The sequence below is a fragment of the Salinicola halophilus genome, assembly GCF_003206155.1.
GTDB classification, from domain to species: domain Bacteria; phylum Pseudomonadota; class Gammaproteobacteria; order Pseudomonadales; family Halomonadaceae; genus Salinicola; species Salinicola halophilus.
The window spans coordinates 1,526,361-1,538,795 of sequence record NZ_PZJV01000001.1 but is presented as its reverse complement, the minus strand read 5'-3'; the positions used below and the strand labels follow the sequence as shown (position 1 = coordinate 1,538,795).

The 12,435-nt window shown below is 65.6% G+C and carries 14 protein-coding genes; 10 read left to right on the top strand and 4 right to left on the bottom strand.

Annotation, left to right across the window (positions count from 1 at the left end):
- Window positions 1-43 precede the first annotated feature (43 nt).
- The 4 genes from DOM33_RS06910 to DOM33_RS06895 all read right to left on the bottom strand — a co-directional run bounded on the left by DOM33_RS06910 (window position 44) and on the right by DOM33_RS06895 (window position 4,199).
- Window positions 44-1,027 (bottom strand): TRAP transporter substrate-binding protein, encoded by a 984-nt coding sequence (locus DOM33_RS06910; protein ID WP_110667044.1) that lies wholly within the window; start codon window positions 1,025-1,027, stop codon window positions 44-46.
- Window positions 1,028-1,110: 83 nt separating this feature from the next.
- Window positions 1,111-2,130 carry a Zn-dependent oxidoreductase gene (locus DOM33_RS06905; protein WP_110667042.1) on the bottom strand — a complete coding sequence of 340 codons (1,020 nt, stop codon included), beginning with the start codon at window positions 2,128-2,130 and terminating at the stop codon, window positions 1,111-1,113.
- Between the two features lie 102 nt (window positions 2,131-2,232).
- A complete protein-coding gene (gene manD, locus DOM33_RS06900) occupies window positions 2,233-3,444 on the bottom strand; it encodes a D-mannonate dehydratase ManD (RefSeq protein ID WP_110667040.1) in 1,212 nt (403 codons plus the stop codon).
- 53 nt (window positions 3,445-3,497) lie between these two features.
- Complete coding sequence (locus DOM33_RS06895) at window positions 3,498-4,199, bottom strand: GntR family transcriptional regulator (RefSeq protein WP_110667038.1); 702 nt, start codon at window positions 4,197-4,199, stop codon at window positions 3,498-3,500.
- 187 nt (window positions 4,200-4,386) lie between these two features.
- Between DOM33_RS06895 and radC the strand changes: the two genes are divergently transcribed.
- From radC to DOM33_RS06845, 10 genes are all read left to right on the top strand, one after another.
- The gene (gene radC, locus DOM33_RS06890; protein ID WP_110667605.1) at window positions 4,387-5,061 is read left to right on the top strand and encodes a RadC family protein; all 675 of its coding nucleotides are present in this window, start codon (window positions 4,387-4,389) and stop codon (window positions 5,059-5,061) included.
- 233 nt (window positions 5,062-5,294) lie between these two features.
- On the top strand, window positions 5,295-5,528 hold the full coding sequence (gene rpmB / locus DOM33_RS06885) for a 50S ribosomal protein L28 (RefSeq protein WP_110667036.1): 234 nt from the start codon (window positions 5,295-5,297) through the stop codon (window positions 5,526-5,528).
- Window positions 5,529-5,543: 15 nt separating this feature from the next.
- Window positions 5,544-5,699 carry a 50S ribosomal protein L33 gene (gene rpmG, locus DOM33_RS06880; RefSeq protein ID WP_110667034.1) on the top strand — a complete coding sequence of 52 codons (156 nt, stop codon included), beginning with the start codon at window positions 5,544-5,546 and terminating at the stop codon, window positions 5,697-5,699.
- A 133-nt stretch (window positions 5,700-5,832) separates the two neighbouring features.
- Window positions 5,833-6,648 carry a bifunctional DNA-formamidopyrimidine glycosylase/DNA-(apurinic or apyrimidinic site) lyase gene (gene mutM / locus DOM33_RS06875; RefSeq protein WP_110667032.1) on the top strand — a complete coding sequence of 272 codons (816 nt, stop codon included), beginning with the start codon at window positions 5,833-5,835 and terminating at the stop codon, window positions 6,646-6,648.
- 97 nt (window positions 6,649-6,745) lie between these two features.
- Window positions 6,746-7,936, top strand: a complete 1,191-nt coding sequence (locus tag DOM33_RS06870) for a class I SAM-dependent rRNA methyltransferase (RefSeq protein ID WP_110667030.1) — start codon at window positions 6,746-6,748, stop codon at window positions 7,934-7,936.
- A gap of 4 nt (window positions 7,937-7,940) precedes the next feature.
- Entirely contained in the window at window positions 7,941-8,270 is a 330-nt protein-coding gene (locus tag DOM33_RS06865; RefSeq protein WP_110667028.1) for a putative signal transducing protein, read from the top strand.
- 54 nt (window positions 8,271-8,324) lie between these two features.
- Window positions 8,325-8,765 (top strand): acyl-CoA thioesterase, encoded by a 441-nt coding sequence (locus DOM33_RS06860; protein ID WP_110667026.1) that lies wholly within the window; start codon window positions 8,325-8,327, stop codon window positions 8,763-8,765.
- Between the two features lie 215 nt (window positions 8,766-8,980).
- Window positions 8,981-10,099, top strand: a complete 1,119-nt coding sequence (gene ald / locus DOM33_RS06855) for an alanine dehydrogenase (RefSeq protein WP_110667024.1) — start codon at window positions 8,981-8,983, stop codon at window positions 10,097-10,099.
- A gap of 189 nt (window positions 10,100-10,288) precedes the next feature.
- Entirely contained in the window at window positions 10,289-11,089 is an 801-nt protein-coding gene (locus DOM33_RS06850) for an IclR family transcriptional regulator (protein ID WP_239495280.1), read from the top strand.
- On the top strand, window positions 11,086-12,387 hold the full coding sequence (locus DOM33_RS06845; RefSeq protein ID WP_110667020.1) for an NAD(P)/FAD-dependent oxidoreductase: 1,302 nt from the start codon (window positions 11,086-11,088) through the stop codon (window positions 12,385-12,387). Before DOM33_RS06850 ends, DOM33_RS06845 begins: the two co-directional genes overlap by 4 nt.
- The last annotated feature ends 48 nt before the right edge of the window (window positions 12,388-12,435 follow it).

Here is a 12,435-nt window from a genome sequence, read left to right as displayed (position 1 = left end):
AAAGTGAGGGAGGAGCCGGAGGCGGGTCGCCCCCGGTGCCGGATCAGAGCGCCTTGATACGCTCGTAGAGTGCGCTCTGCTCGTCGTCGAGCGCGTCGAGAACCGCAGGCTCGGCCTTCTCGGCGAAAGCCGCCTGGTCCACTTCGACGAACTCCATGCCCTTGTCCTGCAGCGACTGCTTCAGGCGCTGCTGGTCTTCGGTGAAGAGCTCGGCCTCGTAGGTCTGCATCTCGGCGGCGGCGTCGCGCACCACGCTCTGCAGGTCGTCCGGCATCGACTCGAGCTTCTGTTTGCCGATCACCACGTAGATCCAGCTGCGCACGTGGTCGGTCATGTTCACGTACTGCTGCACTTCGCTGAGGCTGGCGCTCTCGATCAGGCTGAGCGGGTTCTCCTGGGCTTCGATGGTGTTCTGCTGCAGTGAAGTGAACACTTCGCTGAAGGCCATCGGCGTCGGGCGGGCGCCGAGCGCTTCCCAGGTGTCGACGAACAGCGGCACGTTGGGGACACGCAGGCGAATGCCGTCGAGATCCTCCGGCGTCTTGATCGACCGGTTGGAGGTGAGCTCGCGGGGACCACGCTCGAACCAGGTCAGCGGTACCAGCCCGGTGCGCTCGGTGATCTGCTGTTCGATCTCGTCGCCGATATCGCCCTCCACCGCCTGGCGCAGGTGATCCTCGTCGCGGAACAGATAGGGTACGGCCATCATCGCCGCCTTGGGCGCCCAGTTCTGCAGGCTCTCGCCGGTGATCGTCATATCGGCGGTGCCGAGCTGGATACTGTTGATGACGTCCATCTCGTTGCCGAGCTGCTCATTGGGAAAGACCTGGACCTCGATCTGACCGTCGGAGTCGGCCTCGACGAGCTCCTTGAACTTGAGCGCGGCCTTGTTCCAGATGTTCTGCTCGTTGGCCAGGTGGCCGAACTTGAGTGTGTAGTCGGCGGCGAACACGGCCTGGCTGCCGGCGAGGGCGACACCGATGGCAGCGCCCGTCAGTAGCTGCTTGAGAGTCGGGGTGGAGAACATGGCGTAAGACTCCTGTCGTTGAAATAACGCGGCGTTTTACGTCTTGTGCCGCGCGGGTGGCGAGAGATGTCGGGACGTCGGAATCAACCGACCTGCACCAGCACCTTGCGCGCCTTTTCCGGGTGGTTGTCGAGCAGTTCGATCGCGGACGGCATCTCTCCCAGCGCGACGCGATGGCTGATCAGCGCCTTGGGGTCGAGCCGGCCGGCGGCGATGTGCTCGATCACCTCCGGAAATTTGCGGTTATTGAGTCGCGAGCCGATCAGCGTCAGCTCCTTCTTGATCACTTCGAGCTGGATCAGGTCGCTCGGCGTCGGGCTGAAGCCGAGCAGGCCGATGCGCCCGGCGGGGCACGCCATGCGAAGCATCGCGGGCAGCATGGCGGGAATGCAGGCGGCATCGGCGATCAGCGGGATACCCTCGCCAGCGGTCGCTTCCTGCACTGCCGTTTCCAGATCCGTCTCGCGGCCGTTGATGACGTGGCTAGCGCCGAGCTCGCGGGCGGTGGCCAGACGTTCGTCGATGATGTCGGTGACGATGACCTCTTCGATGCCGATGGCGCGAGCCATCTGCAGCACGGTCAACCCGATGACCCCGGCGCCGATCACCAGCAGGCGGTCGCCCGGCTGCGGCTCCATGCGCGAGAGCACGTTGGCGGCGATGGAGTAGGGCTCGACCAGGGCGGCGGCGTCGAGATCCAGCGAATCCGGAATCCGGTGGGCGTTGCCGGCGGGCACGTTGACCTGCTCGGCGAAGCCGCCGCTGCGATGAACGCCGATCACTTGCATCGCGCTGCAGACGTTGGGTCGGCCGATGCGGCAGGGGTAGCACTTGCCGCAGGCGACCACCGGGTCGACGCAGACCCGTTCGCCGATGCGACCGCCATCCACGCCGGCGCCGACCGCGCTGATGACGCCGGCGAACTCGTGACCGGTGATGCGCGGGAACTGCACGAAGGCGTTGTCGCCGTGAATGATGTGCATGTCCGAGCCGCAGATGCCGGCGAAGGCGACGTCGACCACCACTTCGCCTGGAGCGGCGCTCGGCGCGGGCCGATCCTCGACCGCGAAGGCGTGCGGGGCGCTGACTTGAAAGGCTTGCATCGATCTCTCTCCTGAAAGTGTCGCCGTCACCGGCGCTTCGCTTCATCGCGCGCCGGTGGGCGCGTCTCGCGGTCTCTTCGGTTCCACATCACCAGTGCGATATCACCAGTGCCAGAGCGTGCCGTCCTCGAGCCGGTTGACCGGCAGGCTGGCGCGCTTGAACGGGTAGCGAGCGGCGGCTTCCTCGTCGATATCGACGCCGTGCCCGGGGGATTCGCCGACCAGGAAGTGGCCGTCCTCGAAGCGATAGTCGTGGGGGAAGACCGAGTCGGTCAGCGCGTCATGGGGCATGTGCTCCTGAATGCCGAAGTTGGGCACCCAGGTGTCGAAATGGATCGCCGCGCCGAGACATACCGGCGAGAGATCCGTCGGCCCGTGGAAGCCGGTGCGCACGTGGTAGAGCGAGGCGAAATCGGCGATCCGGCGCACGTGGGTGATGCCGCCGCCGTGGGTGAGCGGGGTGCGGATGTAGTCGATCCACTGGTTCTGGATCATCTCGCGGCAGTCGTGGATCGAGTTGAACACCTCGCCGATGGCCAGCGGCGTCGTGGTGTGCTCGCGGATCAGCCGCAGGCTCTCTTGGTTCTCGGCGGGGACGCAGTCCTCCAGCCAGAAGAGGTGATAAGGCTCCACGGCCTTGCCGAGACGTGCCGCCTCGATCGGCGTGAGTCGATGGTGGACGTCATGAAGCAGGTGCAGGTCATGGCCGAAACGCTCACGCACGGCGGCGAAGAGCTTGGGCACGTGGTTGAGATACTTCTCCGTGCTCCAGACGTGTTCGGCGGGCAGCTCGGCATCTGCCGGTTCGTAGCGCTCGCCCTCGCGCTTGGCGACACCGTAGATTGTTTCGATACCCGGTACGCCGGCCTGTACGCGTACCGCCTTGTAGCCCATCTCGACGTGGCGGCCGACCTCTTCCAGGCAGCTCTCGATGTCCTTGCCGGTGCAGTGGGCGTAGGTCATCACGCGCTCCCGGCTCTTGCCGCCTAGCAGCTGATACAGCGGCATGTTGGCGGCCTTGGCCTTGATGTCCCAAAGCGCCATGTCGACCGCGCTGATCGCGCTCATGGTCACCGGGCCGCGGCGCCAGTAGGCCCCGCGGTAGAGGTACTGCCAGGTGTCCTCGATACGGCTGGCGTCACGGCCGATCAGTGCCGGTACGACGTGTTCCTCGAGATAGCTCGAGACGGCCAGTTCGCGCCCATTGAGAGTGGCGTCGCCGATACCGTGAATGCCGGACTCGGTGACGATCTTCAGGGTGACGAAATTGCGCCCCGGGGAGGTGACGATGACGCGGGCATCGGTGATCTTCATGGCAGTTTCCAGCCCTCCAGGCTTGAGTGGTACGTCGATTCGGCCGCCCGGTTTCAGCGGCGATCGAACAGGTCGGGGTGGCGCTCGATCAGGCGCGGTAGCGCGGTGAGTAGTTCGCGCAGATGCGTCTTGACTGCGCGCTCGGCTCGTTCGGGGTCGCGCGCGGCGATCGCCTCGACGATCTCGTGGTGCTGCTCGGTCAGCGTCTGCAGGGGTGTGCCGTCGGGCACGCTGATATAGCGGACGCGGTCGAAGTGCGCCTTGACCTCCTCGGTGAAGCGCCAGGCGGCGTCGTGCCCGGCTTCCCGTGACAGCGTCTGGTGAAACGCCTCGTCGAGCACGTAGAAGCGGTCGTAGTCACCGCTGGCAATGGTGCGTCGCTGGCGCTCGACCAGCTCGGTGAGGGCATCGAGGCCGCGCTCGGAGAGCCCTACCTCGGCGGCCGACTTGGCCACGGCGACTTCGATCGACTCGCGGACGAAGCGCGCGCTGTAGACCGCCTGGGGCGAAATCTTGACCACGAAGGTGCCGCGCTGCGGTCGCACTTCGACCAGCCCCGCTTCCGACAGACGAATGAATGCCTCGCGCACCGGCTGGCGACTGACGTCGAAGGCATCGGCGACCTCCTTCTCCGAGAGCGCCTGACCGGGGGCGAGCATCAGTCGAATGATGGCCTGGCGCAGGGTCACGTAGAGGCGATGGCGCACGGGGCCGTCATCCGCGGCTTGCCAGAGGCTCTGTAGGGTTTCGGTCAACTCGAGCTCCCGCTTCTTGTCTGGCTAGTATGGTAGTGATCTCGGCGAGCTTGGCGATTCGACTTTGGGCCTAGATCGTGTAACAGATCGACAGCCATCCGCCGATGTCTCGGGGAAGGAGTAGTGCGTGCCGTCATGGGGCATGACGGGCGGGCGCGACGAAAGTCCAGCGACGAGGCAGACGATCATGGGAATACGTGACTGGCCGGAGGGGGAGCGGCCACGAGAAAAACTGATGACGCTGGGGTCCTCGGCACTCTCGGACGCCGAGCTGCTGGCGATCTTTCTGCGCGTGGGCGTGAAGGGGCGCTCCGCGGTGGATCTGGCACGCGATCTGCTGACGAGCTTCGGTGGCCTGCGGCCACTGCTCGAGGCCGACCGTCAGCGCTTCTGTGCCGAACACGGCCTGGGCGAGGCGACTTACGTGCAGCTGCAGGCAACGCTGGAACTCTCCCGGCGTCATCTAGGGAGCCTGCTCGAACGCGACGCCCCGATGACCTCACCGGCGCTGGTACGCCAGTTCCTGAGCGCGCAGCTTCGCCATCTACAGCACGAGGTCTTCGCGGTACTCTTCCTCGATAGCCAGCACCGGGTGATTCGCTTCGAGATCCTCTTCGAGGGCACGCTCGACAGCGCGTCGGTCTACCCCCGCGAGGTGGCGAGAAAGGCGCTCGCCCGCAACGCCGGCGCCGTCATCTTCGCGCACAACCACCCTTCGGGGGTGGCCGAGCCGAGCGACGCCGATCGTCGGATCACCGAGCGGCTGCGCGAAGCCCTCGGCCTGTTCGACATTCGGGTGCTGGATCATTTCGTCATCGGTGACGGCGAGGTATCCTCTTTCGCCGAACGCGGCTGGCTTTGAGAAAGGCTGCGTGGCAATCTCGGCGAATTCTGCCGATTTCAGGGCAAAAATCGGGCTGAAACTTGCGGGGGTACGACCCCTCTGGTATAAAGTACGCCCTTTGAATCAGGGCAGAAGGCGGATGCCGGCCCGCGCGACGATCTAGACGCTAGCAACGAGCGGCTACATCAGAGACAAGTCGCCGCGTGGTTTGCCCGATCTGATGCACAACCCGCCAGTGGTCGGAGGCTTCCATGTCCCAAGTTTGTCAGGTTACCGGTAAGCGTCCGGTGACTGGTAATAACGTCTCGCACTCTCAGCGCAAGACGCGTCGTCGTTTCGTTCCCAACCTGCATACGCATCGTTTCTGGGTCGAGTCCGAAAAACGTTTCGTCAAGCTGCGTATCTCCTCCAAGGGCATGCGCATCATCGACAAGAAGGGCATCGAAGCGGTGCTCGGCGACATTCGCAAGCGCGACGCCAAGTAATCAAGGAGTCTAGAGATGCGTGACAAGATCAAGATGGTGTCGAGCGCCGGTACGGGCCACTTCTACACCACGGCAAAGAACAAGCGTAATACCCCGGACAAGCTGGAATTCAAGAAGTACGATCCGGTCGTTCGCAAGCACGTCATGTACAAGGAATCCAAGATCAAGTGATCTGGTGATTGCCTCTAGCGCATGTCGAAAAACCCGGTCCTGGCCGGGTTTTTGCGTTTCTGACCGTTCGAACGTCGAAGGCCGTCATGCCGACGATGCGAAATATCGATAGCCCGCCCGTCGAGAACCAGTGATGCCCGAGCTCCCCGAAGTCGAAACCACTCGCCGCGGCATCGCGCCCCATATCGAGGGCCGCGAGATCGTCGAGGTGATCGTGCGCCAGCGCCGTTTTCGCGTGCCGGTGCCGGCGGACGTAGAGGAGACGCTGGTCGGGGCGCGCTTCGGTGAGCTGAGGCGCCGGGCCAAGTATCTGCTGCTTCCGGTCGGCGAGCGAACGCTGCTCTGGCATCTCGGCATGTCGGGGAGTCTGCGCCTCGCCCGGGTCGGCGATCAGCCGCGCAAGCACGATCATCTCGACGTGGTGTTCGAGGATGGCGCCATTCTGCGCTATCACGATCCGCGGCGTTTCGGTTTCGTCGACTGGCTGGCCGGCAGTTCCGCAACCGATACCCGACTGTCGCGACTCGGCCCCGAGCCGCTGTTACCCGACTTCGATGGCGATCGCCTCTATCAGCTGTCGCGAGGGCGACGGGCGGCGGTCAAGCCGTTCATCATGGACAATGCCATCGTCGTCGGCGTGGGGAACATCTACGCCGCCGAGGCGCTGTTTCTCGCGGGAATCGACCCGCGCCGTGCGGCCGGGCGAATCTCTCGTGAGCGCTACGACCGGCTGGCAGCGGCGATCAAGGAGGTGCTGGCCGCGGCGATCACGCAGGGTGGCACTACGCTTCGCGATTTCGTCAGCGGCACCGGCGAGCCGGGCTATTTCGCCCAGCGCCTCAACGTCTACGGCCGCGCCGGGCAGCCGTGTCGCCGCTGCGGCGTCGAGCTTCGTCAGATGGTGCTCGGCCAGCGCGCCAGCGTCTTTTGCCCGGTCTGCCAGACTTGAGCCACGAGCCACGGTTGGCGTAGGCATTCCGCCGCGCTTTCCTTAAAATGCGCACCGCGCGTCCTCATCTGTCAACGCCTGCCATATGGAGTCCCCCGTGACCCAAGCTTTGCGCCTCAAGAAGAATGCCGATCGCCGCCTCAAGGCGGGGCATCTCTGGCTCTACTCCAACGAGATCGATATCCAGGCGACACCGCTCAAAGGGTTCGAACCCGGCGCCCAGGTCATCATCGAGGCGGCCAACGGCAAGGCGCTGGGCGTGGCCTACGTCAATCCGCACTCGCTGATCTGCGCCCGTGTCGTTTCCCGCGACGCCGAGGTAAGGCTCGATCGCTCGCTGCTGGTCCACCGCTTCAACCAGGCGCTGGCGCTGCGCGAGGCGCTCTACGACAAGCCCTTCTATCGCCTGATCCACGGCGAGGGGGATCTGCTGCCCGGGCTGATCGTCGACCGTTTCGGCGACATCGTCGTCGTGCAGCTCAATACGCTGGGCATGGAAGCGGTTCGCGACGAAGTGATCGCGGCGCTGGACAAGGTGCTCTCGCCGCAGGCGATCGTGTTCAAGAACGACTCCAGCGGGCGCCGTCTGGAGAAGCTCGAGTCCGAAGTCTCGGTCGTCCACGGTGAGCTGCCCGACGAGGTGCTGATCGAGGAGAACGGGGTGCGCTTCGCGGTGCCCGTCATCGACGGCCAGAAGACCGGCTGGTTCTTCGACCACCGCGCCAATCGCGCCTGGCTCAACGGCCTGGTCGCCGGCAAGCGCGTACTCGACCTGTTCAGCTACGTCGGTGGCTGGGGCGTGCAGGCCGCGGCCCATGGCGCCTCTGAGGTGCTCTGTGTCGACTCCTCCCAGGCCGCGCTCGATCGCGTCGCCGAGAATGCCGCGCTCAATGGCCTTCACGAGCAGGTCGCCGTGGGTCATGGCGATGTCTTCGAGGCGCTGACGGCACTGCGAGCCGAGGGGGAGCGCTTCGACGTCGTCGTGCTCGATCCGCCGGCGTTCATCAAGAAACGCAAGGACATCACCAACGGCGAACGCGCCTACGCGCGTCTCAACCGCGAGGCGATGCGCCTGCTCGGCCGCGACGGACTATTGATGACGGCTTCCTGCTCGATGCACCTGGCCGAAGAGCGGCTGGTCGAGAGCGTGCGCGGGGCGGTGCGCCACCAGGATCGCCACGGCCAGATCCTGTATCGCGGCGGACAGTCCGGCGACCACCCCATCCATCCCGCGATCCCCGAAACCGCTTATCTCAAGGCACTCGGTGTTCGGGTCTTCCGTAACTGACGCGATGACGACGTTCGCCGACAAGACCTGTGTCTTTCGTCATCCCAACACGATGCTGGTCAGCCATGTGCGCAACGTGCTCGACAGCGCAGGGATCGAGGCGACGCTTCGCAACATGACCCTGGCCGGCGGGGCCGGGGAGCTGCCGCTCGACCAGTGTGAGGCGGAAGTCTGGGTGGCGAGTACCGCCGCTGCCCGGGCCGAGCCTCTGGTGCGCGAAGCGCTCGACGGCCCCGCGACCCGCACGCCGGGTTGGCGCTGCTTTCACTGCGGTGAGTGGCTCGAGGGCGTCTTCGACACCTGCTGGCAGTGCGGGGCTTCGCGGCCGGCTTGAGCGTTCACTCGGCGGGCGCCATCGCCGCGTCGCCGTCGCGTCTGGGAGCAGCGTATGCAGTGGGATCATCCCGAACCATTCGTCCTCGATCTCTTGGTCGAGGCCTCTGCTATCGACCACTACGGTCACGTCAACAACGCCGAGTATCTGCGCTGGATCGAGCGGGCGAGCTGGGCGCACTCACAGGCCCTCGGCCTGGGCCTCGACGACTATCGCGCGCTCGACCGCGCGATGGTGGTCCACCGCCACGAGCTCGACTATCTCGCGCCGGCGTTCGAGAACGATCGTCTGGCGCTCGCCACCTGGATCGTCGCCTGCGACGGTCGTCTCACCCTCGAGCGCCGCTTTCAGCTTCTCAACGTCGACACCGGACGGACGCTGCTGCGCGCTCAGACCCGTTTCGCCTGCATCGAACTCTCCAGTGGCCGCCCCAAACGAATGCCGGCACGCTTCGTCGAGGCCTACACCGGCGCTCGCATGCCCCTTTCGGAATAAGCTTCCTCTTCCTCTGACGGAGAGAGGGTGTCGCCGTGGAATAGCAAGATCAGCTGCTGATTCGTCGATATCAGGATTTTATTTCGCGGATGGGGTCGGTTTCGCGACGATTTCGTCTTTTGTGTTGACCTGTTCCAGCGGTAGGAATCGGCGTGCTGTAATCCGTCGATGCGCTTTGTCGCGCGTCATTCGCCCGCCATCATCAGGAGTCGATCATGCGTATCGGTGTACCCAAAGAGATCAAGAATCATGAGTACCGTGTCGCGCTGACACCGGGTGGCGTGCGCGAGCTGGTCGGGCGCGGTCATACCGTCACGGTGCAGCAAGACGCCGGTAGCGGCGCCGGCTACGCCGACGAGGCCTACCGCGATGCCGGCGCCGAGATCGCCGATGACGTCGATGCGCTCTGGGCCGGCGCGGAGACGATCCTCAAGGTGAAGGAACCGCAGGCGGAGGAGGTGGCACGGCTGCGCCCCGAGCAGGTGCTCTTCACCTACCTGCACCTTGCCGCCGAAGAGCGTCTGACCCGCGGACTGATCGAGAGCGGGGCGACCTGTATCGCCTACGAAACGATGACCGATGAGCAGGGCGGGCTGCCGCTGCTGGCCCCCATGAGCCGCGTCGCCGGGCGCATGGCGGTGCAGGCCGGCGCGCATAGCCTGGAGAAGGCCCAGGGCGGCGCCGGCATTCTACTGCCGGGCGTGCCGGGTGTCGCCCCGGCGAAGGTCACCGTGATCGGCGGCGGCGTGGTCGGCGAGAACGCCGCACGCATGGCCCTCGGGCTCGGCGCGGAGGTCACGATCCTGGATCGTTCACTGCCGCGCCTCGAGGTGCTCGATCATCGCTACCAGGGCCAGATCCGCACCGTCTACTCTACCGCCGAGACGCTCGACATCGCGGTGCGCGAATCCGACCTGATCATCGGCGCGGTGCTGGTGCCCGGCGCCGCAGCGCCCAAGCTGATCACCCGCGCGATGCTGGCGGACATGAAGCCCGGCAGCGTGCTGGTCGACGTCGCCATCGATCAGGGCGGCTGCTTCGAGACCAGCCGGCCCACGACTCATGCCGACCCGAGTTACATCGTCGACGGCATCGTGCACTACTGCGTAGCCAACATGCCGGGGGCGGTGGCACGCACCTCGACCCAGGCGCTGACCAATGCCACGCTGCCCTTCGTGCTGGCGCTCGCGGACAAGGGCGTCAAGCAGGCTCTCGCCGACGACCCGCACTTTCTCGCCGGGCTCAATGTCCACGCCGGGCGAGTGACCTATGCCGCGGTAGGTGAAGCGTTCGGGCTTGATGTCGTGTCGGCCGAAAGCTGCATCGAGGTCTGACCGCATTCCCCATCCCTGGGCGCGTAGGCACGATCGATAGCGGCGAGAGCCGTGGACCTGGTCGCTCTGCCCCGTTGTGTTCTGAAAACGACGGGGCGTGAAGAAAGCCTCTAAGTCTCGTTATGTGAGACGAACTCGGCAAAACGTCTCGGTATGCTCGGAAACGATCCCCGTTTTCGAGTCGCTATCTTGTCCTCCCACTCTCGCGATCCTTCACAGACGCCCTCCACCCTGCGCCACGTCATGGCGCTGCTACGCGTCACGGCCGCCTGCGGCGCACGCGGCGCTAGCATCGATGACTATCTCGACGCCACCGAGCTCAGTCGGCCGACGATCTATCGGCTGCTCAAGGGGCTGCGTGAAGAGGGTTTTCTGCGACCGTCGCCGGTCCGTCACCGCTATCTCCTCGGTTACGAGCTGCTGGTGCTTGGCGCCGAGGCGGGCAACGGCGCGAGCCTTCGCGATCTGTCCCGACCGCGGCTGCTGAAACTGGCGCAGAGCCTGGGCGACAGCTTCTATCTGTTTGCCCATGACGGACGCCATGCCGTCTGTCTCGAGGTGCAGAACGGCGCCTATCCCGTGGGCAGTTTCGTCGCCTCCATCGGCGGACGGGTGCTGCTGGGGGCCGGGCAAGCATCGATCGCTCTGCTGGCCTCGCTCGAACCCGATGAGCGCGACTGGATTCTCGCTGCCAATCGGGACGAACTCGCCGACCGCTACGACATTGCCATTGACGCCGTCGAAGCGGAAATCGAACGCTGCCGGGAGCACGGGTACGCGCGAGGTGTGGAGGGGTCGAGCCTGCCAGAGTTCACCGGGCTCGCGCTGCCGCTGCTCGATCACAGCAGGCGTTGTCTCGGGGCGATGAGCTGCTCGATGCTCAAGTCGCGCATGACACCCACTCACCGTGAGGCCGTCCTCACTGCGATGAGCGAGCAGATCGACGAGCTGGTGAGTCAGGCCCACGGCCTGCTGAGGACAGAGCCATGAGCGCGAGCGACACCCTCATGCATGCCCCCGCGCACCGTCGTCCCTGTGGCTGGCAAGCGCTGCTACCGCCTCGCGACAGCGCGCCCTCGCTCAAGGGCGATCACGTCGCCGACGTGGTGATCGTGGGGGCCGGTTACACGGGTATCGCGGTCGCACGCACCTATCATGCCCTGGCACCCGAGGCCCGTATCCTCATGCTCGATGCGGAGACGGCGGGAGAGGGCAGCCCCGGACGCAACTCGGGTTTCATGCTCGAGATCGCGCTTGCCGGCGATGCCTCGACTCGCGAGCTCGAGCGGATGTCGGCGCTGAATGCGCTGAGCCGGCGTGCCATGGCGTCGCTGAAGACGCAGGTCGAAACGCAGGGGATCGACTGTCAGCTGCAGCGCACGGGCACCTACCGCGCCGCTCGCGGCAAAGAGGGACGCGCCTCGCTGTCGCGCTATCGTACCTTTCTCGCGGCCGCCGGGCTCGACTTCCAAACCCTGGGGCGTCGCGAGCTGGCAGTGGCCCTCGGTACCGATTACTACGCCGAAGGTCTCTACTCGCCCGACTGCTATCTGGTGCAGCCGGCGGCGCTCATCCGCGGTTTGATTTCGGCGCTGCCACCGGCGGTCACGCTCCACGAGCGCTCGCCGGTGGTCGACCTCGCTCGGGACGGCGACGCCTGGCGCGTCGCGACGGCAGAGGGGACCGTACGCGCCCGCCAAGTGGTGCTGGCCAATAACGCTTTTTCTCGCGTACTGGGGGCGGATCGGTCGCGGCTCACTGCGATCTACACCTACGCCGCACTGACGCCACCGCTGACCCCGAAGATCACCACGGCCGTCGCCGGTTCGCCCTGGGGGCTCCTGCCCACCCATCGGCTGGGGTGCACGCTGCGCACCACGGCGGACTCGCGTCTGATGATCCGGGCGCAATACAGCTACGAACGCGAACGCGACAACGCGGCGGTCGAAGCCGATCTCGCGGCCAGCCTCGCGTTGCGATACCCGACGCTCGAATCGGTCGGTTTCGACAAGGTCTGGGGCGGCACCACGGGCCTTACCTACAACGGCGCGCCGCTTTGGGGGGAAATGGACAAAGGCCTGTTCGTCTCTGCCGGCTGCAACGGTGGCGGCATCGTCAAGGGGACGACGCTCGGCGAGGCGCTCGCCCAGGACATGCTGGGACAGCCGCGCGCCGACATTGCCGCGCTCTTCGGCAAGCCGAGCTGGATGCCGCCGGAGCCGGTTCGCCGTCTGGCGTTCGAGGCGATCCGCCGAGTCGAGCAGCACAAAGGCCGCGACGAAGCCTGACACGCCAAGCGCGAGTGACACCGTTTCGAAACGGTTCGAGTCCATCGC